The organism is Providencia sp. PROV073 (assembly GCF_033688125.1).
Lineage (GTDB): Bacteria > Pseudomonadota > Gammaproteobacteria > Enterobacterales > Enterobacteriaceae > Providencia > Providencia hangzhouensis.
The window spans coordinates 600,720-623,338 of sequence record NZ_CP096353.1 but is presented as its reverse complement, the minus strand read 5'-3'; the positions used below and the strand labels follow the sequence as shown (position 1 = coordinate 623,338).

The 22,619-nt window shown below is 41.2% G+C and carries 20 protein-coding genes; 5 read left to right on the top strand and 15 right to left on the bottom strand.

The annotated features are described in order from the left end of the window. Positions 1-7: 7 nt before the first annotated feature. From M1F17_RS02640 to ltnD, 5 genes are read right to left on the bottom strand one after another with little or no spacing between them, the layout of a single operon-like run. On the bottom strand, positions 8-775 hold the full coding sequence (locus tag M1F17_RS02640) for a DeoR/GlpR family DNA-binding transcription regulator (protein ID WP_004260836.1): 768 nt from the start codon (positions 773-775) through the stop codon (positions 8-10). Between the two features lie 12 nt (positions 776-787). After that, positions 788-1,567, bottom strand: a complete 780-nt coding sequence (otnI, locus tag M1F17_RS02635; protein ID WP_004260839.1) for a 2-oxo-tetronate isomerase — start codon at positions 1,565-1,567, stop codon at positions 788-790. Positions 1,568-1,577: 10 nt separating this feature from the next. Beyond that, positions 1,578-2,219, bottom strand: coding sequence for an aldolase (locus M1F17_RS02630; RefSeq protein WP_110592465.1), 642 nt, complete (start codon positions 2,217-2,219; stop codon positions 1,578-1,580). After that, complete coding sequence (gene otnK / locus M1F17_RS02625; protein WP_096865129.1) at positions 2,212-3,489, bottom strand: 3-oxo-tetronate kinase; 1,278 nt, start codon at positions 3,487-3,489, stop codon at positions 2,212-2,214. Before otnK ends, M1F17_RS02630 begins: the two co-directional genes overlap by 8 nt. Continuing rightward, positions 3,486-4,394: an L-threonate dehydrogenase gene (ltnD, locus tag M1F17_RS02620; RefSeq protein ID WP_144139511.1), complete on the bottom strand. Its 909-nt coding sequence runs from the start codon at positions 4,392-4,394 to the stop codon at positions 3,486-3,488. Before ltnD ends, otnK begins: the two co-directional genes overlap by 4 nt. 382 nt (positions 4,395-4,776) lie before the next feature. Here ltnD and M1F17_RS02615 point away from each other — a divergent pair, with 382 nt between their 5' ends. Beyond that, positions 4,777-5,166 (top strand): YidB family protein, encoded by a 390-nt coding sequence (locus M1F17_RS02615; protein ID WP_004260854.1) that lies wholly within the window; start codon positions 4,777-4,779, stop codon positions 5,164-5,166. 57 nt (positions 5,167-5,223) lie between these two features. Here M1F17_RS02615 and metE read toward each other — a convergent pair whose 3' ends face one another. Then, positions 5,224-7,497 carry a 5-methyltetrahydropteroyltriglutamate--homocysteine S-methyltransferase gene (gene metE / locus M1F17_RS02610; protein WP_180312348.1) on the bottom strand — a complete coding sequence of 758 codons (2,274 nt, stop codon included), beginning with the start codon at positions 7,495-7,497 and terminating at the stop codon, positions 5,224-5,226. Between the two features lie 108 nt (positions 7,498-7,605). Between metE and metR the strand changes: the two genes are divergently transcribed. Continuing rightward, positions 7,606-8,562, top strand: coding sequence for an HTH-type transcriptional regulator MetR (gene metR, locus M1F17_RS02605; RefSeq protein ID WP_004260859.1), 957 nt, complete (start codon positions 7,606-7,608; stop codon positions 8,560-8,562). Here metR and M1F17_RS02600 read toward each other — a convergent pair. The 3 genes from M1F17_RS02600 to M1F17_RS02590 form a co-directional block, all read right to left on the bottom strand. Then, positions 8,447-9,346: a carboxylate/amino acid/amine transporter gene (locus M1F17_RS02600; RefSeq protein ID WP_004260860.1), complete on the bottom strand. Its 900-nt coding sequence runs from the start codon at positions 9,344-9,346 to the stop codon at positions 8,447-8,449. The two genes, metR and M1F17_RS02600, sit on opposite strands and share 116 nt — an antisense overlap. A gap of 57 nt (positions 9,347-9,403) precedes the next feature. Then, a complete protein-coding gene (locus M1F17_RS02595) occupies positions 9,404-11,053 on the bottom strand; it encodes a Na+/H+ antiporter (RefSeq protein ID WP_004260862.1) in 1,650 nt (549 codons plus the stop codon). A gap of 263 nt (positions 11,054-11,316) precedes the next feature. Further along, positions 11,317-12,663, bottom strand: a complete 1,347-nt coding sequence (locus M1F17_RS02590; protein WP_004260863.1) for an NCS2 family permease — start codon at positions 12,661-12,663, stop codon at positions 11,317-11,319. Between the two features lie 615 nt (positions 12,664-13,278). Between M1F17_RS02590 and M1F17_RS02585 the strand changes: the two genes are divergently transcribed. Beyond that, on the top strand, positions 13,279-14,967 hold the full coding sequence (locus tag M1F17_RS02585) for an ArnT family glycosyltransferase (RefSeq protein ID WP_094961398.1): 1,689 nt from the start codon (positions 13,279-13,281) through the stop codon (positions 14,965-14,967). A 46-nt stretch (positions 14,968-15,013) separates the two neighbouring features. Here the strand turns inward: M1F17_RS02585 and M1F17_RS02580 are convergent, their stop codons facing one another. Next, positions 15,014-16,297 (bottom strand): MFS transporter, encoded by a 1,284-nt coding sequence (locus M1F17_RS02580; RefSeq protein ID WP_144139590.1) that lies wholly within the window; start codon positions 16,295-16,297, stop codon positions 15,014-15,016. 94 nt (positions 16,298-16,391) lie between these two features. Then, entirely contained in the window at positions 16,392-17,144 is a 753-nt protein-coding gene (locus M1F17_RS02575) for a sulfite exporter TauE/SafE family protein (RefSeq protein WP_094961400.1), read from the bottom strand. A gap of 211 nt (positions 17,145-17,355) precedes the next feature. On the opposite strand from M1F17_RS02575, the gene M1F17_RS02570 reads away from it, so the two are divergent. Next, entirely contained in the window at positions 17,356-17,913 is a 558-nt protein-coding gene (locus tag M1F17_RS02570; RefSeq protein WP_004260872.1) for a helix-turn-helix domain-containing protein, read from the top strand. Here M1F17_RS02570 and M1F17_RS02565 read toward each other — a convergent pair. The 4 genes from M1F17_RS02565 to ivbL all read right to left on the bottom strand — a co-directional run bounded on the left by M1F17_RS02565 (position 17,910) and on the right by ivbL (position 20,945). Then, positions 17,910-18,572, bottom strand: coding sequence for a hypothetical protein (locus M1F17_RS02565; protein WP_004260874.1), 663 nt, complete (start codon positions 18,570-18,572; stop codon positions 17,910-17,912). The genes M1F17_RS02570 and M1F17_RS02565 overlap by 4 nt on opposite strands. Before the next feature lie 195 nt (positions 18,573-18,767). Then, positions 18,768-19,052 carry an acetolactate synthase small subunit gene (gene ilvN, locus M1F17_RS02560; protein ID WP_004260877.1) on the bottom strand — a complete coding sequence of 95 codons (285 nt, stop codon included), beginning with the start codon at positions 19,050-19,052 and terminating at the stop codon, positions 18,768-18,770. A 2-nt stretch (positions 19,053-19,054) separates the two neighbouring features. After that, positions 19,055-20,752 carry an acetolactate synthase large subunit gene (gene ilvB / locus M1F17_RS02555; RefSeq protein ID WP_094961401.1) on the bottom strand — a complete coding sequence of 566 codons (1,698 nt, stop codon included), beginning with the start codon at positions 20,750-20,752 and terminating at the stop codon, positions 19,055-19,057. A 103-nt stretch (positions 20,753-20,855) separates the two neighbouring features. Continuing rightward, positions 20,856-20,945, bottom strand: a complete 90-nt coding sequence (gene ivbL, locus M1F17_RS02550) for an ilvB operon leader peptide IvbL (protein WP_099975407.1) — start codon at positions 20,943-20,945, stop codon at positions 20,856-20,858. A gap of 331 nt (positions 20,946-21,276) precedes the next feature. Between ivbL and M1F17_RS02545 the strand changes: the two genes are divergently transcribed. Continuing rightward, positions 21,277-22,449, top strand: coding sequence for an MFS transporter (locus tag M1F17_RS02545; protein ID WP_004260887.1), 1,173 nt, complete (start codon positions 21,277-21,279; stop codon positions 22,447-22,449). Positions 22,450-22,619: the final 170 nt, after the last annotated feature.

Sequence of the window (22,619 nt, the reverse complement as noted above, 5' to 3'; positions counted from 1 at the left end):
TTATGTTTTATGTCTTGATTAAATGAAGTTTTATGTTTTGTTCTGTTATCCGCTGCACCACATCAGTTGGTAATTGGTCATCACAAATGATGTCGTGCAATTGATTCAATGGGCAAACACGAAACATGCCATATTTGCCGAACTTACTACTGTCTGAAACCAGCACACAACGGCGAGCAACATCCAATAGCGTTTGTTTTATCTGAACCTTTTCCTCATGCGGGGTAGAAACCCCGTGCTGCAAATCCCATGAACTGGTGCTGATAAAAGCAATATCAACATTGAGGGTTTTCAGCATCATCGCAGCCGTATTTCCTACACTAGAATGGTTACGTTTATCCACCAATCCCCCGGTGTGGTATAGGTTTAGCTGCGACTTATTCATTAAGTACTGCATAATCGAAAAATCATTAGTGACAATCGTTAAGTTGAAACGCTCGCCGAGTACGCGTGCTATCTCAAAGGTAGTTGTTCCCGCATCGAGATACACCACTTGCCCATCTTCAACTAGTGAGCTGGCAAACTGGCCAATTTCACGCTTATGGCGATGATGTAACCGCGCTTTTTCACTCCAAGGTAACTCTTGGCGCAGCACATCATTTAACTTAACGCCACCACTAATACTGAGTACCTTCCCTTCTTCTTCTAACATCCGAATATCACGTCGCACTGTCATATGAGAGACATTCATTAGCTCAACCAAGTCACTGATCGATACGGTTTGATGTTCATGCACGTAACGGTAAATAAAATCACGACGCTCAGAAGGGAGCATAGGTTCTCCTAATTATGAATTTGCTTGTTTAAGCCAGCCTAATCCATCTTCGGTGCGGCCTGCAGGATGGTATTCACATCCTAACCAGCCTTCATACCCCATTTCATCCAACTGCTTAAAAATCCATGGGTAATTGACTTCACCGCTATCCGGTTCATGACGATAAGGAACTGACGCTATCTGAATGTGACTAAATTTACCCCATAAACGTTCAATTGTTTTCAATAAATCACCTTCCATAATTTGGCAGTGATATAAATCCAACTGGATAAATACATTTTCACGAGCAATTTCAGGTAGTAATGCTTCAGCTTGTTTTTGTGTCGTCAAAAAGTATCCAGGCATATCGCGGGTATTGATGGGTTCGATAAGCACACGAATACCGTGCTCAGCCATCACATCCGCCGCATATTGAATATTTTTGATATAGCATGCAGTTTGCTGTTCAAGTGTATAGTTTTCATTCACTTTCCCCGCCATCGCATGAACTTGTTTACAGCCTAAGGCTTTTGCGTATTTCAAGGCCGTTTGTACGCCTTCGGCAAATTCTTTCTCACGACCTGGGATCGAAGCCATACCACGCTCCCCTTGTGCCCAATTTCCCGCTGGCATATTAAACAGAGCTTGTGTTAGATGGTGTTTACTCAGCTCCCCCGCAATGACATCGGCATCTTCTTCATAAGGGAAGAGGTATTCGACACCTTTGAACCCCGCATTTGCAGCACGTTCAAAGCGCTGTATAAAAGGCACTTCGGTAAACATCATGCTTAAATTTGCAGCAAATTTAGCCATTTTCGCCTCGCTACTTTTGTGGATAACGACTTTCGAGCTGTTCAACTTGCTCTTGCGTTAATGTTGTAAAGCCATGTGGGCGTAATGTGATATATAAGCGAGCGGTATCTTCTAACTCTTCTGCATTGAAGAAAGCTTGTCTTAACGTTTTGCCACCCACGACCGGACCATGATTTGATAGCAATACCGCATTATGTGTCGGTGCTAATTTTGCAATTTCCTCACCAATTCGGTCATCCCCCGGTGGCAAGTATTCAATCAATGGTAATTTCCCCACTCGCATCACATAATAAGGTGTGATGGGAGGTAAACAATTTGTTGTATCTAACCCCGGTAAGCAAGACAACGCCGTTAACCAAGGTGAGTGAAGGTGAACAACTGCTTGGCAATCAGGGCGTTGCAAATACATCGCCATATGCATAGAAACTTCTTTTGTCGGCTTATCACCCCCAATCCAATTGCCTTGTGCATCGAGTTTACTCAGTTTGTTAGGGTCTAAATCACCAAAACTGGAGTTTGTCGGTGTCACAATAATCGAACCATCAGGTAACCGAGCACTAATATTTCCTGCACCACCACTACTGTATCCGCGGTTAAACATTGATTTAGCCCAATCGACTAACTCTTGGCGCAGCGCCTTTTCATCACTCATTAAACATCTCCTGTGCAAACTGGAAGAAATTTTCTTGGCCGAAATTACCTGATTTCAGCGCCAACCAGTTACCGCTTGCTAAATCCTGTACCCATGGCACACCAGGGGCAATTGGTGAACCAATACTTAATTGTTCTGTTCCAAGGCTTTGAACCACTTTTCCTGAGGTTTCGCCACCCGCAATAATAAAGGTGTCATACCCTTTCGCTTGCAACAGTGCGACAACTTCACCAAATACCTTCTCGACCGCGAAACTTGATTCCGCTGCGCCATATTTTTCTTGTGTCTGTTTCAATAATTCAGGGGATTGAGTGGCATAAAGCATTGGCGCTAAACCGGTTAGTTGCTGTGCTTGCACCCAATCAGCTAATGTTTTGGCATACTCTGAGTTATTTAAACATTCACCCACATCCAACATTTTTGCAGGAGCAACTTGCTGATAAGCTTGCACTTGTTTGTTGGTCATTACCGAGCAACTCCCCGATAAAACAACCGTTTTTCTGTTTTTACCTGTTGGTTTTTCGCCACGTTGTGTTGTGCCGCCCCATGGGCATTGGCTATCCACATTCGCTAATGCAGCGCCGAGGCCGGAGCCCCCAGTTAACAGTGGCATGGCTTTAACCGCTTGTGCGATAGGAAGCAAATCATCCATCGTTAAGCTATCAACGACCGCGTAACTCACACCTCGTTGAGCTAACTCGGCAAGCTTTTGGCTAACAACGTCACTGCCTTTTTGAATATCTTCAAGTTTGACTAAACCTGCTTTACCTTTTGATTGTTTTTCCATCACACGCAATAAATTTGCGTCGGTCATTGGGGTTACAGGGTGATGCTGCATGCCACTTTCATTAAGTAGCTGGCCATTCACAAATAAATGACCGTGAATAACCGTTCTGCCGTTCACAGGTAACGCTGGGCAAACTAATGCTAAATCTGTTCCCAGTTGGGCCATTAATGCATCTGTAACGGGGCCAATATTGCCTTTTTCGGTTGAATCAAACGTTGAGCAATATTTAAAGAAAATTTGCTGACAATTTGCTTTCTGCTTCAGCCACTTGCACGCATTGGTCGATGCACTAACAGCTTCATCGACAGGACAAGAGCGGCTTTTCAAACTGATCACTATCGCATCAACATCTTCTGGTACTGGTGTATTTTCATCAGGTTCATTCAATAGCTGAACAACCTTCCAACCGTTTTGCACCATAAAGCCTGCAATATCTGTCGCACCGGTAAAATCATCCGCTATTACGCCTAACTTCACTGTCATGCTTTTTTCTCCGGTAAAGTAATACCTTTAAATGTTTTGATCACCGCGCTGTCATCCTGCTGACCAAAGCCTTCATTGCTCGCTGAAATAAACATTTGATGGGCTGTTGAAGCAAGTGGTAGCGGGAAATTTAATGCTTTCCCTGTTTCCATCACTAGCCCTAAGTCTTTGACAAAAATGTCAACTGATGATTTTGGGGTATAATCACCGTCTAAGACATGTTGCATACGGTTTTCAAACATCCATGAATTTCCAGCTGCATGGGTAACAATGTCGTACATCACGTCAAGGTCAATACCCGCCTTGGCGGCTAAAGCCATACTTTCTGCGGCAACAGCTATATGCACCCCAGCTAATAACTGGTGAATCGTTTTGACGGTTGAACCTAAGCCAACTTCATCCCCTACGCGATATAAGCGCTCAGCAATAGCGTTAAATACGGGTGAAAGCTGCTCAAATAGAGCCGGTTCACCTGAAGCCATTACAGTCAATTTCCCTTCAGCCGCTTTAATTGAGCCACCTGAAATAGGCGCATCAACAAGCGGTAATTGATATACAGCAAGACGCTGAGCGATATTTTTAGTTTGTTCCGCAGCCAAGGTACTGTGCAACACAATAACCGTACCGGGGCGTAGTTGTTCAACTAAAGGCTGTTCACCCGAAAATAAAATGGCTTCAACTTGACGGCCATTGACCACCACCAGCAACAAAGCATCAATTTCATGGGCAAATTCCGCTGCATTTGGCCCCACTGCAATTGCGCCTGCGTTAAGTAGGGTTTTGCATGCATCTTGGTTTAAATCAAATCCATAGGTAGGAATGTTATTTTTTATAAGAGATTGTGCGATCCCCATCCCCATAGAACCTAGGCCAATCACGCCAATTTTATTAACGAAATTTCCCATAATAACCCCTGATGTTGTTAATCTTCGTGACTGATGTGAATTTTCACACAATAAAATTCACAAACACATGACTAATATCACATTCGAGATAATATAAAAAACAAACAATTAAATCATAATATATTGAATTTAAACAAAATAAATACAAAACCACCTTGAGAGTGCTTTCACAGAATAATGTGATAGAAAATGTGACGCTCGTTATGTTTATTCACGTTTAATTCACAAATGAAAAATCTTTGTTTCTCTACTGGGCTATATTCAATGCATCATTTCTATTGACCTAAAACTCAAATTGCTGAAAATAGCCGACTACAATTTTTTGAATAATGCTCCATACTATGGATGAGAGCATAAATTGGCGGATTGCCTAGGAGATAACATGGGGTTATTTGAGCAAATGATGGGTATGGTTGCAGGCGATAAAATGCAACAATTTCAATCAGTAATAAACTGGGTTGAGGAGCAAGGTGGCCTTCAAGGTGTTATCGAAAAATTTAACGAGCAAGGCTTAGGCGGTGTTATTGCATCGTGGATCAGTGAAGGAAATAATTTACCTATCGATGCCAGCCAATTAATGCAAGTTTTTGGAAATGCAAATATCCAAGAATTAGCTCAACAGGTTGGCTTAGAGCCTCAAGCAACCTCAGAAATGATTGCTAAATATCTTCCTCAGTTGGTTGATAGCGCCACACCAAATGGCGAAGTCCCAGAAAACCTAGATTTGGCTTCTATCGGTATGAACTTACTGAAATCTAAATTATTTGGTTAATATTTTCTAAAAAGGCAGGGAAAACCTGCCTTTTTGACACACTAACTAATCACCATTTTACTGCTCATTTCTGAGCTGTTTCGCTGCTTCAACCATGTTAGCTAATGCTTGGCGAGTTTCTGGCCAGCCACGAGTTTTCAAGCCGCAATCTGGGTTAACCCATAAGCGCTCAACCGGAACACGCTTCGCCGCCTTTCTTAATAGCGCAACAATCCATTCCACATTCGGTACATTTGGTGAGTGAATATCATAAACACCGGGTCCAATTTCATTTGGATAATCAAAATCTTCGAATGCATCTAACAAATCCATATCTGAACGTGATGTTTCAATCGTAATCACGTCGGCATCCAATGCCGCAATGGAATCCATGATGTCATTGAATTCGCAATAGCACATATGGGTGTGAATTTGCGTGTCGTCATCCGCAATCGCAGCACTGAGCTTGAAAGCATCAACCGCCCATTTGAGGTAAGCTGCCCACTCGTCTCGACGCAATGGTAACCCTTCACGCAGTGCAGGCTCATCGATTTGAATAATACCGATACCCGCTTTTTGTAAGTCGTCCACTTCATCACGTAACGCTAGCGCAATTTGTTTCGCTATCGTTTCGCGGCTAACATCTTCACGTGGGAATGACCAACATAGAATAGTGACAGGACCAGTTAACATCCCTTTGACGGGTTTCTCCGTTAAGGACTGAGCATATTTCGCCCACTCCACGGTAATGGCCTCTGGGCGACTAATATCACCAATAATCACCGGTGGTTTTACACAACGTGAACCGTAACTTTGCACCCAACCATTTTGGGTAAATACATAGCCATCAAAGTGCTCACCAAAGTATTCCACCATGTCATTACGTTCAGCTTCACCATGCACAAGGACATCGATATCTAAAATTTCTTGTTCTTTAATGGCTTGCTTAATATGTTCACTAATATTGGTGCGATAGTAGGTTTTATCCACATTCCCTTTTTTGAAGTCTAAACGTAATGTTCTGATTTCACTTGTTTGAGGAAATGAGCCAATCGTGGTTGTTGGCCATAATGGTAAGTTAAAGCGTTGACGTTGGCGCGCTGCTCGCTGTGGATACGGGCTATAACGCTCGGTATCCCCTACACTGATTGCGGCCAAACGCTGAGCCACTGATGCATTATTCACACGAGCTGATGTTCTACGCGCTCGAATAGGTGCGCTGTATGTATCTAATTCAGCAATATGGCTGTCTGTTGGCTGATTTAACGCTTTTGTTAACAGAGCAAGTTCTTCGCATTTTTGGATAGCGAAAGCAAACCAGCTTTTCACTTCAGCATCTAAACGTGTCTCATCATTTAAGTCAATTGGGCTGTGCAGTAATGAACATGACGTTCCTACCCATATATCACGCTGACCTAAGAGCGGCTTCACCTGTAAGAATTTTTCCCCTAAGTCAGCCTTCCATACGTTACGACCATTAATGATTCCTAGTGATAATACCCAGTCTGCTGGCAGTATTTGATGTAGTTTTTCAATATTATCAGCACCTGCAACCACATCAACATGTAAACCTTGCACAGGGAGTTGCTTAATCAAGTCTACATGGTGACTAATACCATCGAAATAGGTGGTTAGCAGTATTTTTATTTGGCCTGATAGCGCTTGGTAAGCCTGCTGATAAGCTTGCTGCCATTGATCTGGTAAATCTAACACTAATGCAGGCTCATCAATTTGCACCCACTCAAGACCTTTTTCTGCTAAGCGCGACAAGATCTCCTGATAAACAGGTAATAATTCATTCAATAATGATAAGCGGTCAAATAGTTCCCCTTTCACTTTACCTAACCAAAGGTAGGTTATAGGGCCAATGATAACCGGTTTCACATTATGGCCTAATGCTAATGCCTCATCGACTTCGTCAAACAGTTGTGTCCAAGACAGGGAAAATTGTTGCCCTTTTTGAAATTCAGGCACGATGTAGTGGTAGTTAGTATTGAACCACTTCGTCATCTCACCTGCTGGAGCGGGTTTGCCCGTTGGTGCGCGACCGCGGGCTACTCGAAATAAGGTATCTAAATCAATCGAACCATCATCATTTTGATGGCGTGGCGGCACATTGCCTAATAACAAACTGGTTGTCAGCACTTGGTCATACCAAGCGAAATCACCAACGGGTAATAGCTCAACACCCGCCTCTTTTTGTTGCTGCCAATGGCGTGCACGTAGTTGATAACCAGTTTCTAATAGAGCGGCTTGGTCAATCTTGCCTGCCCAATAATCTTCTTGTGCACGTTTTAGCTCTCTTTTTAGACCGACACGTGGAAAACCAAGTGTATGATTTATAACAGACATATTGACCCCTTAAAATATTTAGCCGTCTAGATGTTTACACATCCATAATCAACAGGTACTGTATAAAGCACAAGCGCAAATTTTTCATTGTCACCGTGAAGGTTTCTCATGATCGAACTAAAACATTTAAAAACATTGCAAGCGCTCAGCCAATACGGTTCATTAGCGGCAACAGCAACTCACTTGCACCAGACACAATCTGCTTTATCACATCAGTTTAGTGATTTAGAGCATCGGCTAGGTTTCCGGTTATTTGTTCGTAAAAGCCAGCCATTGCGCTTTACGCCACAAGGGGAAGTCTTATTACAATTGGCGCAACAGGTTCTGCCATTGGTGAAAGATGCTATTCGAGTATGTAATGAGCCTGGGGTTTGTGCATTACGCATCGCGATTGAATGCCATAGCTGCATTCAGTGGTTAACCCCTGCATTACAACAATTCAGACAAACTTGGCCACAAGTCAGCGTAGATTTTAAGTCAGGGGTGACGTTCGACCCTCAACCTGAATTACTGTCAAGGGAATTGGATATTGTGATGACCTCTGACATTTTGCCAGATCAAGGCATCCACTATACGCCAATGTTTGATTATGAAGTGAAATTGATTGTAGCGAATGACCACCCGTTAGCCAAAAGGCCGCATATTGAGCCCCATGATTTGGCAGATGAAACACTGCTTATCTACCCTGTACAACGGGATCGCTTCGATGTTTGGCGCCATTTTCTGCAACCTGCGGGCGTGTCACCTAATGTGAAAAATGTCGATAACACATTAATTTTAATCCAAATGGTTGCAGCCAAAATGGGCATTGCCGCACTACCTCACTGGGCGGTTGATTCATTTGAAAAACAAGGGCTAGTAAAAACCAAAACCTTGGGTAGCGGTTTATGGAGCCGGCTGTATGCAGCTTGCCGTGAAGGAGAACAGCGCCAGCCAGCTATTGAAGCGTTTACTGAGACGACGACGGACCACGCCGTGGAGAACTTGTCTTATGTGAAGGCCGCGAAAGGATCCAACGCTTATGCACCCAAAGAGAAGCAACTATCAGGCTCGATCCTATGGTAAAACTCAGCCAATCCGGATGTTGTTGCCAGATAGCAAAATTCACTAATAACCCCGCTGGGACCATCATGTTATTCATAATAGCAAGGGTTCCGGCATCCACTTTGGTTGCGCCATAATTCCACATAAAGTAGCCAATGCCTGAAGCTGCAATACCCAACCACAGTAAGACGCCCCACTGGAGAGTCGTTGTCGGCATCATCGATTTATTACCAAATAGCAGCCATCCAAGTAATGCAATTAGCGTTGCACCAAGGTAAAACCATGAGAAAGCCTGATGTTGAGGGATTGGATGCACCTCCATCAGACGTTTATACCCCACCTGCCCAATCGCAAAAAAGATATTTGCTAACTGCACAAAAAGTAAACCTAACCAAAAAGATTCACTCAAGTGGTCATAACGAATAATTGCAGCGCCGATTACCGCTAATAGTGAGCTAAACAAATAGCCTTTACGCAGCTTTTGCCGTTCTAATAAGTCATAAATTAACGTGACATATAGCGGCGTTAATACCGTAAAAAGCAAAAATTCAGCAACAGTAAGGTATTGATAAGCATGGAAGACAAACAGGTACATGATACCTAGTTGGCAAGCGCCCACTAGCATATAGAGCGCAATCACTTTAGCGCTAAATTGGCGCCAACGTAGGAAAGGTAAAAAAACCAGCGAAGCCAGTGCAACCCGCACTAACACTGAAAACCAACTATCTACTTGACCCGCAAGGTATTCGCCGATAAGACTAAACGACGCTGCCCAAAGCAGCGTCGTGATAACAAGTAACCACATAATGCTGTATTTCGCCCCAAACTTAAGAATGTTGGCTAGAATACTCGCTTTTTGGTTTTAATGCTCTTTTTCGATCAAGACGGCTTCTAATAAATCCAGGTCAACCAGTAACGTTTGTAGCGTTTCATTACTGATTTTCTTGGTTGCGCGCAAGTGATAAAGCTCACCACGTTCTGCGCGTAATGCCGTTAAACGGAAACGCCGTTCAAGGTCTTCAACCAGCAAATTATGGTCAATTTCATCTTGTCCTGCGGTACGTCGCCTTAAATAACCCGTCACGCGGGAAGCGACTTCACTGATATCTTCTGAATCGAGTTTTTCATCAACGTCAGCAGATAAACGTTCCTGCATTTTATTTAAGCTGACAATCGCCACTTCCGCCATCGCGGCTTTTGCCATGCGAATTTCATTGGCATCCGCTTCTTTATCTCCTACTTTAAAATTACGCAGCAGAAGCGGTAAAGCGACCACACCTGCAAAAATGGAAAATAAGATAACTCCCGCGGCAATAAACACGAGCTGGTAACGAGCAGGGAATGGCGAGCCATCCGTTAAAAATAACGGAATAGAGAGCACACCCGCTAAGGTAATCGCCCCGCGTACCCCTGCAAAAGAGGCTAGCCAAAGCTCACGTACGGTATAGTTCGCAAATTGCAGTGGTCTTTTCTTTAAGAATAAACGGCTAAACCTTTTCATCAGCCATAGCCAACAAAAACGCAATAACAGTAAAGCAAAATAGATAATTGCCACCGCGGCAAATAGCATCCACGTTTCTACGCTTGGGTCAAGATCTGCTTGGATAACAGACGTTTCCCAAATACCGGGCAATTGAAGCCCTAACATGATGAAAACCAACCCGTTAAAGACAAATTCAAGCATCGACCAAACGCTATCAGCACGTAGCCTCATCGCTAATGGAGCGTTACGGATAACCCCCGATTTTGTGATGGTCATACCCGCCGCTACGGCGGCTAAAATACCTGAAAACCCAATATGTTCCGCAATCATGTATGATGCAAATGGCAGCAATAGCATAAATACAATTTGGGTTGCTGGGTCATCACCACTCCAACGGCTCATTAAACGTAACGATTTGCTGTACAGCCAAGTCACGATAATACCTGCGAGTAGCCCGCCAACCGCAACTTTGAAAAATTCAATGGTAACACCAGAAGCACTAAACACCATGGTTCCCATGGCAATTGCTACCGCAAATTTTAATGCAACCAGACCAGAGGCATCATTCATCAATGCCTCCCCTTCTAGCACACTCATCATCCGTTTAGGGATACGCCCTTTTCCAACAATTGAAGATAACGCAACGGCATCAGTTGGAGATAGCACAGCCGCTAGAGCAAACGCAGCAATCAATGGAATACCTGGCATCAACCAGTAAATTAAATAACCAATCCCAATCACTGTAACCAGCACGAGAACCAACACTAAAATAAAAATTTCTCGACCATTTTGAAAGAACTCGCGTGTTGGGGTTTTCCACCCATCAACAAACAACAAAGGTGGGATTAACAGAACCATAAAAAGTTCTGGGTCAAAGGTGACATGCAGGCCGAATTGAGGCCAAGCCAACAGCGCACCGATAGCAATTTGAATGAGAGGAAGAGGAATACGAATAGGAAGAATTTTAGCGGCTACCCCTGAAACAGAGACAGCTAAAATCAAAATAAGAATAGTAAAGAAAATTTCCATGTTGCCCTTACTGAATTAACCTAGCGACTAGAACCTAAAATTTTGCCTGCCGCCGCATAGTAAGAGATAGCACCGTCCAGACCATGATAATTAAGACTAAGCCAGTAACCAGTGGAAATCATGCACATCCACTTGATTAACCGCCTTCTCTCTATTTTATCCCTAGCCATCCATTTTCGGGGAAAAAATTGAGACTTTATGATTAATTAATACAATAAGTTAAAAAGGTGGCAACATTAGCCACCTTTTTGAAATAATCCACTTTAGATTGCCAGACCTGAAGCGTAAAACACCACTAAAAGTACAGCAATAATCACAGTACCAATATTCAATTTGCGCCATTCGCCTGCGCAAATGCGGCCGATAACCAAAGCAGCAAAGCCTAACATGATCCCCGTGACGATATTACAAGTCAGAACAATGAATACGGCACACAATAAGCCAGACATTGAATCCACAAAATCATCGAAATCAAGCTTAGAGACATTACTTAACATTAAAAGCCCAACATACATCAATGCTGGAGCTGTTGCATAGGCAGGCACCAAATAAGATAGCGGCGATAAAAAGAGAATAAGTAAGAACAGTACGCCGACAACCACGGCGGTTAAACCTGTGCGACCACCAGCGGCGGTACCTGCTGCAGATTCAATATATACCGCCGCAGGAGATGCACCAATCGCACCCGCAAAGATACTGCTTACAGAGTCTGCAGTTAACGCTTTACCACCATCAATAATTTGACCGTCTTTATCCAATAAATTCGCTTGCCCCGCCACCGCACGAATAGTGCCTGTCGCATCAAAAACCGCCGTCATGACTAATGCAAGTAAGCTTGGCAATACCATTGGCTGTAATGCGCCCATGATATCCATATTGAAAACCAATGAAAGCCCGTCATCACCCAATGAAGGCAACTTGAAGAAACCTTGATATTTCACTGCGGGATCAAAAATTAAACCAATAATTGAAATTGCAATAATAACGAGGAGTACACCACCCGGAACACGACGTTTTTCTAAACCAAAAATAACCGCTAAACCAATGAGTGACATCAAAACAGGGAAAGACGTAAATTCACCAAGAGCAACAGGCAGGCCTGCATTTGGGTTTTTGATCACTAAACCCACTCCATTAGCAGCGATTAACAGTAAAAATAAACCGATACCAATACCTGTACCATGTGCAATACCCATTGGCATATTGCGTAATATCCAACTACGAATACCTGTAACAGAAATGATGGTGAACAAACACCCCATTAAAAATACGGCACCTAATGCCACAGGAATACTAATTTGCTGCCCTAATACCAAACTAAATGCGGTAAATGCAGTCAGTGAAATAGCACAGCCAATCGCCATTGGTAGATTGGCCCATAACCCCATCAATAAAGAACCAAAACCAGCCACTAAGCAGGTTGCAATAAAGACCGCAGTTGGAGGGAACCCTGCTTGCCCTAACATGCCAGGTACAACGATGACAGAATAAACCATCGCTAAGAATGTGGTTAATCCTGCAATGATTTCACGGCGAACTGAAGAGCCGCGCGCTGTTATCTTGAAAAATGAATCCAATTTGCAACTGGATGAAGCCTGTTGGCCTGACATGGTATACCTCTGCTGTTAATGGAAAACGAAGATTCTCAAATACTGCTAACAACTAACCTATACGTTGACGTAAACGATTACGTTTTTAAGAAAAAATAAACTAACTGAGAAAAAAACCCAATAAAAACAGTTGCGCAATCGTTTGGCTTTTAAAATAGAATAAAACGTATCGTGAGGGGGGTAATTATCATTCTAAACAGGGGGAATGATCAAGTATTTTTAGCATTTCTTACCCATTTGCTGTTTTTAGCACCCAAATATGCAGATTCTTATGCAATAAAGATTATTTTCAAATAATGATTCTTTTTAGTTACATTTACTTTACGTAAAAATAGCTAAATACCTTTCATATAGTGTCTGTTTAAAGAGGGGGATCATTTTTTTGATACAATCCCAGAATATTTGCTTACAAAACCAATAGCTAAAAACTTATTTACTGGTGGTAATATGCGTCTTCTAAAAATAGAGCTAAAAAAACAGTTCCTGTTGTTTTTTATTAAAAAATAAATATCACTTGCTGAGTAAATATATATTTAAGTATATAACCTGAATTATTATCAACTGCAGTTATAGTTTCAATTTAATCAAGTAAAAAACACATAAAACATATTAAAAATGTCAAATAAGAATGCACCATTAATCATATTACAACGGAGTATTTTACTACTTTTCATTAGTTTTCTTGCTATGTATTTATTACCAGGAATATATAGCCACAGCCCTTGGAAACAAGATGAAAATTATAGTTTTGGTATTATTCAAACTATGTATGAGACTGGTAAATGGTTAGTACCTACAAATGCGGGTGAGCCATTTATGGAAAAACCCCCGCTTTATTATTGGGTTGCAGCTATTACCTCTCATTTATTTTCAAGCTTCATGCCACTTTATGATGCAGCTCGTAGTGCAAGCTTATTTTTTTCGGTGATCAATTTTTCATTTTTTATTCTTTTGGCACGTCGTTTTTTCCAAGCCACAGACTTCACTGATATTCGCATTTGGGTCGCTTTTGCACTGTATGCCTGTGCCCCCGGGATTATCAGGCATAGTCATGATATGTTTACCGATGTTGCACTGATGGCAGGCGCAACCATTGGTCTGTATGGGTTATTGGGGCTGATACAACAACAAAAAATGCGCATGTCTGCACTTTGGTTATCTCTTGGAACCATCGTCACCATGTTGTCAAAAGGCGTTTTCATCCCCGGAGTTCTCTGGATTTGCCTGTTCTTATCTCCCATTTTTCTTGCTCAGTGCCGGACTAAGCAATTTTGGTTGTACAGCTTAACCGCAGGCTTAATCGCCCTTATCGCTATTTTACCTTGGCCTATCCAACTCTACCTTCAGCATCCTGATTTATTTATAGTGTGGTTTTGGGAAAATAATATCGGCCGTTTCTTTGGTTTTTCTGTTGAGAAATTAGGCGCAAAAGCTAACCTAACGCGGATCCCTGCAGCGGTTTCCTTATTTGCCTTTCCTTCCGGTTTACTAGCTGTCGCTTATTTTCTAAGGCACCCAATTAAGCGTTTATTTAATTCAAACGAATTTCTGTTAGCGCTATTTCCTTTATTAGGCGTTGTTTTCCTACAGATATCAGCTTCTGGTCGCGCACTATATTTATTGCCTTTTATTGCCCCAATGGCCGTTTTAGGAACCCAAACACTACTTAGTTTCCCTGAAAAAATCCTTAATGGAATTGCCCGATTTGCGGCTATTTTATGGTCTGTACTCATTCTTTTTTTATGGGCTTGCTATTTCATCGCCTTGACTGGTCATCAACAAGAATGGTTAGCTCCATTTAGCCGCTGGCTCCCCATGAGCTACCAAATGCCATTTTCTCCCATTGCATTTATCTGCGCTTTGTTAATTACATTGGTATGGTTTTTACGCAATAAAATTATTCCAAACCCTATACCACCTGCTTTTCATATGATGAAAAACTGGTTATTAGGCTTATGTGCTGTTTGGGGGGTAATTTTAACCTTGTTTTTGGGGTGGATAGACTACGCAAAAGGTTTCGAAGGGGTTTTTGTCGATTTAAACCAGCATTTATCTGGCCAATTTACAGAAAATGATTGTATGGCTTCTGATAATATTGGCGAATCTGAAGCGCCAATGCTCTACTATTACACTGGCGTATTACACCAACGCCAAGACCGGTTTGAAAAACCTGAACAATGCCGCTGGCTAATTGTACTCTCAAAAACGATTAAACCTGCACCACAAGGCATGGAGTTATTCTGGCACAATCACCGCCCAGATGAATTCCGAGAAAATCTAGTTGTGTATAAAGTTATTGAATAATTTATATGCGGTGCTCGCTAATTTGAGTAAAGCACCGCAAATCAACTTATTGGGTAACTTGTTCAACCGTTTGGGCGCTGTATTTTTCTCGTGTGAACCATAAAAATACTGTTACAGACAGAACCAATAACACCGGTAAACCTACAGGTGAGATTGAAGTCGCAACCCCAGCAAGTAATGGCCCTGATAAATTGCCAATTCCCCACAGCATAGCGGCAGCTGCATTAGCGATGATCAACTCATTCCCTTTGAAATATTGGCCGATTTGAACCAAAGCAATGGTATAAATTGCCCCTGCAGTCGCCCCTAAAACAAACAACAATACCCAAATTAGATAAGGTTGAGTAATAAGGAAGGGCAATAATAGACTGGCTGCAAGTGTGATAATGCCACAAATTCGGTACAGTTTTTCTCTATTCATATGATCTGCTAGCCAGCCAAAAGGTAACTGCATAATGGCATCCCCAGCAAGAATGGCGCTAATCATTAATGCAGCAACCGCCTCTGTATGCCCCATTCCCATACCATAAATCGGGAACATCGATAAAATGGTTCCATCAAAGAAGGCAAAAAATAAAATTCCACCACAAATACCCGGTGCGATTTTTACAAATTGAATAATTGAAAAATTAGATTTCGCGGCATTTTCAGCTAAACGGTCACCGACTTTTTGATCCATTAAAATAAATAGCACCACAGAGATTAAATGGATCAACGTACAAATCAATAAAGGTGATTTATCTTCCACACCATAATAAGCAATAAATGAAGGCCCAAGTAGCTGGCTTACTGTGAAGACTGTAGTGTAAATTGCCAAAATACGGCCCCGTTTATTTTCAGGCGATAATTCGTTAATCCACGTTTCCCCCAAGCAAATCATCACACCACTCGCTAAGCCCATTACTAACCGTAACGGAAATAATAACCAAAGAGGTAACGTACTCAATAATGGTAATAAGCTAATGGCAGAAACAATCGTTGCCAATAGCATTGCTTTTCGCTTACCTGACCAACGCACAATACGTTGAACCACTGGTGCAATTAAAAACATGCCTAATGCAGGTGCCGCCGAAATAATGCCAATATACAACTCATTGAAACCATAGTTATTTAGCCTAAGCGCAACCATTGGAATACTTAGCCCAATAACGATACCAATGACCGCAATACTCATAGTGATAGTAAAAATAGCAAAAGATGGGGAACGACGAAAATTTTGTAAACGCTGATTATCAGAGCTCATGTTGAAATTAACCCGTTTCTTTTTTACAAAAGAACAGATTTTAACTCCATAAAATAGATTATTATGAAAAATAAAAAACCACATCATTACTAGTGAAACTAATAATGTTTGCGGTGATTGTAACACGACTTATATATTCTGCTATTTATCTTTATGAAACTATTTTTGACGTTCTAAATACTTAAAGGACGAAAAAATACCGATAAAGCAGCACAACACCTGATAATAAAATGATGACATTAATAACTTTTAAAAAGCTTTCACGTGAAATTCTTAATGTTATATGCCGTCCAGCCCACGTACCAATTAACATGGCGGGAGAAAACGCTAAAGCAATCAATAAAATATCTAGATTGAGATACACCCCCATCACTAAAAATATCACGACTCGAGTTAGTGTGCTAAACCCAATTAATGTCATTTGAGTGATACGAAAACGCTGTTTATCTTCAATTCGGCTAGATAAATACATGGCATAAATAAAGCCACCACTACCAAATAAAGCACTAAAAACACCACCCACTAAACTAAATGGAACAACCAATGCTTTTGAAAAGGGTGATTTTGCTTTTTTAGAAAAGAAAGCATGGAGTACATAGCCTACAACGAATAACCCAAGTAGTAATACGAGTATATCGGGGCGAGTTTTTAATAAAATCGCAGCACCGACTAAACTCCCCACTATCATTAGTGGAATTATCCATTTAATTTCCTGATAATCCGCATTTTTACCATCTTTAAATAAATTTAAAATCGCGGCAGTTAAATCAATTAACGCCAAAATTGGAACAATCATATTTAACGGCAAATACATTGCTAATACTGGTGTTGCAATCAGGGCTGAACCAAAGCCCGCCATGCCAAAAACCAAATAAGCAAAAAGCAGTGTTGAGAAACAAATCGCCATTTCTGGTGATAATAATTCAAACGGCATGACCTAAACTCCAGACGTTTTTTAACATCCTCACTATAGTTTCTTTCAAATACAGAAAATAGTTTTATTTTTGTAGGGTTTTAAATTTCAAATCTATATCAAAAAACAAAATAGCCGCTTTAAATACAATATACAATTAAGCGTGTATAATTTGCTTCTCTGAGTAATACAGAATTAGCACAATAAATTAAAATTCAGGTAAAGACACATTGTGGATAAAAAAATTAATATAAAAATCGGGCAAAAAATTCGCTTACTGAGGCAAGCAAGAGACCTTTCGCTAAACGAACTATCGCGTATATCAGGAATATCGAAAGCGGCTTTATCCAAACTGGAGTCCGGTGACTCAAACCCACGTATTGATACATTAGAGTCGATTGCTATTGCCCTACGCTTTCCACTTAGCGACCTGTTTACTCGGCAACATGAGGCTTATCCCTATTTCCTCAAAGCCACTCCCAGCGAAAAAGAGTATTCACAACAGTTTAAATTTCGCATTAGCATGGGAAATATCTCTGAAATTTGGCAATTGACCATGAAGAGAGGCGCTATCATCAATAGCCCCGCCCATATGAGTGGAACCCATGAACACATTATGGTGAATTCTGGCTCACTCATGTTACGACTGCATAACGACCAAAATATCGTCTTAGAGGCGGGGGACTTTTATGCTTTCAGTGGTGATTTCCCACATAGTTATCTCTGTATGGAAGGAGAACTTCAAGCAACTGTTGTTATGACCTACTCCCATCTTAGTGATAGCGTTTAAATTACGGCATGTTGTGCATCATAACTAATGCGCAGTGTCCCCTTTTTAAATTTCATCGACTTAATTGAAAAATGCTGAATATTATCTAGCGAAGAAACATGTGTTCCACCACAAGGCATTTCTTCAGTTTGGTCGATATAACTGATCCGTAAATCATCCTTTTGCTTTATTGCAACGGAGCGTCCACTACGAATGCTTTGGTTAACAATATCTTCAATATATTGGCTATCGAGTTCATCAAAAGGAGTAACATCCCCTTCCATCATGCTAAATTCCACTCGAGATTCATCAGGAAAATGATGGCCTTTTTGTGCAAGCCAGCCAAAACGACGCAATTCCCAATTCAACAAATGACCGGCGGTATGAAGAGCAGCGTAGCGCTGACGTTTTTCTTTGTCCACCCTTGCAACCACATTATTTTCTTGGCTAAAAGTAACACCTTCAGGTATGTATCCTACAATTAGCCCACCCGATTGTTTCTTAATACGAACAGGTATATCATTCACCCATGCTGTATCCATGGGTTGTCCGCCGCCTTGTGGGTGAAAAATGTTATCTTTTAAAGCTATCCAATGACCTTCATCATCATGCCCTTGTACCAGTAGGGATGTTTCAACTTCATACTGATAGGTGTCCGACAAATAGATATTATTTTGCATAATTTTATACCTGTTTATTATTCATATTGCGAAATACAAACCTGCAATACATTCAGAGAATCATTATTCAGTAGCTGATTTTATATCATCCTTGTTCGTTTTAGGAAACCCTAAATTATCACTATAATTAAATGTAAAAGAAAATAGCCCATGCAATTGAATGGGCTATTTAAGTCATAAAGTTTAATATCAGAATTACTGCAAATAATTTTCCATTGTTTCGAAAAGACGCAAATCATCACTAAAGCGTACTTCCCGAACATCTTCTAATTTTTCAACTTGGTTAATCATTTGCGACAAGCGCTCATCTTTTTGTACTAATAGCCATATACGGCTCTCATCTTTATCTTTAATCGGCATACATAGAATGCCATCAACGTTAAATGCTCTACGGGCAAATAAACCACAAATATGTGACATAACACCTGGGTGGTTACGAACAATTAGCTCTAAAGCAATCGGATGATGTTCAAATACCATAATTACGCTCCAATCATATCAATGTTAGCTGCACCCGGCGGAACCATTGGATATACCTTTTGATTAACATCAATCAAGGCATGGATCAAACATGGACCTTTGGTATTCATTATCGCTTCTAATGCCATTTCTGGGTCTGCTTCATTATTTAAATCGCAAGTTTGCAGACCAAACCCTTCCGCAATCTTGATAAAATCCGTTTGATACGGATAAGCTGCAGCAAATATGCGGTTTTCAAAAAATAAATCTTGCTGTTGATGTACCATTCCTAACGCTTGGTTATTCATTAAGATGATTTTGATATTCAGTTGATGCTCCGCTGCGGTTGCCAACTCTTGAATATTCATCATCAAACTGCCATCACCGGAAAAACACACAATGGTTTTTTCGGGCTTTGCCAGCGCAGCACCAATGGCGGCAGGCAGACCAAAACCCATGGTACCTAACCCACCTGATGTCAGCCATTGACGTGGGCGAGACAGAGGATAAGCTTGGGCTGCCCACATTTGGTGCTGACCAACATCCGTTGTCACAATCGCATCTTCGCCTGCTGCACGTGCCGTAGACAGAACTAAACCATAATGGTTTAACGGGTTATCAGCCTCGCTAAAATTCAATGGATATTTCTCTTTTAATTGATTAACTTGCGCCATCCATTCTGTGCGCTCATTACGTTCAACTAAAGGCAATAACAATTCCAATATTTGACCCGCATCAGCATGAATGGCGATATCTGGGCGCTTAATTTTGCTAATTTCTGCTTTATCGATATCCACATGGATGATTTTCGCGTTAGGGCAAAATTTCTCAGCTTTCCCTATCGCCCTATCATCAAAACGCGCGCCAATCACAATTAATAAATCTGATTCTTCCATAATCATGTTAGTACTTGCGGCAGCATGCATACCTAACATCCCTAAATATAAGGGGTTTCGCATCGGGATAGTACCAAGTGCCATTAGTGTCATGGTTGTCGGTAATGATGCTTTTTCCGCAAATGCAATCGCCGTTTCTGTAGAATCGGAGCTAATTACTCCACCACCAAAATACAGTACTGGACGTTTCGCGTTATTAATCATTTCAGCCGCTTGTAGCACTTTTTCCATGTCAAATGCAGGGGCTTTATCTTTCGGTAATACTTCTGGTATTTCAGTTAGTTCAATTGTGGCTGTTTGAACATCTTTTGGAATATCAATCCAAACAGGTCCAGGGCGGCCTGACTCTGCAATACGAAAAGCATCACATATCACTTGTGGCAATTCATTGATATTACGAACCAAATAGTTATGTTTCGTTACTGGAATCGAAATACCATAGGTATCAACTTCTTGGAAAGCATCTGTACCAATCATTGATGAAGAAACTTGAGCAGTAATACAAACCAGCGGGATAGAGTCCAGCTTTGCATCTGCGATAGCGGTCACTAAGTTTGTCGCACCAGGGCCACTTGAAGAGATACAAACCGCGGCTTTTCCCGTGGTACGAGCAATTCCCTGAGCTATAAAACCTGCGCCTTGCTCATGACGTGCCAGTATGTGGCGGATTCTCTGGCTTTGACCTAATGCGTCATAAAAAGGTAAAGCCGCTCCACCTGGAATGCCTGAAACGATAGTAATACCGTGTTTTTCCAGTAAATGTACGATTAATTCCGCACCCGTAAAGCGGGTTTTATGTGATGTTGTGGTGCCCGATTCGCTCATCATAATTATCCTTTGCTAGCCTGCGGATCCGAGCGAGAGGTGATAAAAAACCCCGCTCGGTTTGCGCCGGCGGGGTTTCTAAATCTGCGTTGATTTGTACCCGTTACGGCGCTAAGCCCACGACCACCACCACACGCACGACCACCGCGGCACATGGCGCGGTTAGTAGTAGGTTTGAGTGATTAGTAATCATGTTCACGGGATTTTCCTGTTTAGTCTGTCTAATTTATTGATTATTGTTTTTCAATTTCTTTTCTTAAGAAAACATAAATTTCTCAGGATGACAATCATTTTTTCTTGTTTTATTCCAAAGGAATGATAATTGCGACATTCATCACACACCACTCTAATGGAGATATTATCTACAAAAACAAAAAAATACAGCATTAATCGCTATTTTAAATCACCCAAAAAACCTTGACTTAAAGTCAACTTCAAGTTGTATCCTTTGCTCCAATCAAGGGGATTGCGCCCTTGATGGAAATATTAACTAATTGATTTTTAATTAATAAAAAGAGGGATATATGCCAAAATCCGTTTGGTGGTTAGCCATCACACTTGCATTATTTATCACAGGAAATGCTATTGTCCTTTCTGTAGCAGTGGTTATTGGCGAAAAACTGGCTACCAACCCAACTTATGCAACAATTCCACTGGTAAGCCAGTACGTTGGCTTAATCCTAGCAACTATTCCGATCGCGTTTTTAATGCAAAAGTATTCGAGAAGAGTAGGCTTTATTATTGGTAACATCGGTGGGTTAATCGGCGCAGGCTTTTCTATTCTGGGCGTGATAGAAAGCCATTTAATTTATTTTTCTATTGGACTGTTTTTTACTGGGATTGCTATTGGTACTGCACAACAATTCCGTTTTGCCGCAATTGAAGAAGCCCCCATTTCTTTACGAGCAAAAGCCATTGGCCTAGTTATGAGTGGAGGCATTGCCGCAGCCTTAATCGGCCCAACATTAGCTATTACCACCCAACGATTTTTTACAGAATACCCGTTTGCAGGGCCGTTCATCACGTTAGCCGCCATTTATGTAATCGCATTTATTCTATTATTAATTGTGCCATTAAAGAAAATAGTGAAAACGCCATCGGATGAAGTGTTAGTCAAACGCGACTACAGTGCATTGTATTCACAACCTATTTTAAAATTAATCGCCATTGTTAGCGCGGTTGGATATGCCATTGTGGTTTTCACCTTTGCCTCGATACCGTTATCTATGAAACAACATGATTTCGCCTTTTCCTCTATTGCAATTGTATTTCAATTCCATGTATTAGGTATGTTTGCACCGTCATTTTTCACTGGAACATTAATTCATCATTTAGGGACAAAACGCATTATTTTCTGCGGTATCATATTGTTAATTTTATCAGCGACTATGAACCTGCTAGGTAACCATTTTTACAATTATTTGTTGGCGGGTATTTTTGTCGGTGTCGCCTGGAATTTAATTTTAATCAGCACTACTAACCTATTACCACATACCTATGAAGCTCATGAACGCGCTAAAGTGCAGGGAATGACCGATTTTCTTATCTATTTCTTCGGTGGAATAGGTAGCTTAGGAGCAGGGGTTCTTTTCTTCACATTCGGTTGGCAGACGATGAATACCCTATCTGTCGTCATCTCAGCCATAATTTTAATTAGTTTCTGGAAGCTAAAGAAATATATCCCCAGCAACCAATGAAGAGCTTTACCATAGTACCGTGTTTTTATATTCAAAGGGCGTAATAGTTTCATCTGTTGCTAATCGATATCATTATGAATATATCTCCTTAAGATAAACTCTACTGGCTATAAACTAATTAAAAATCGGTGTTTTGTCTATTTTACAAATTAACAAACTGTATTCGGTTT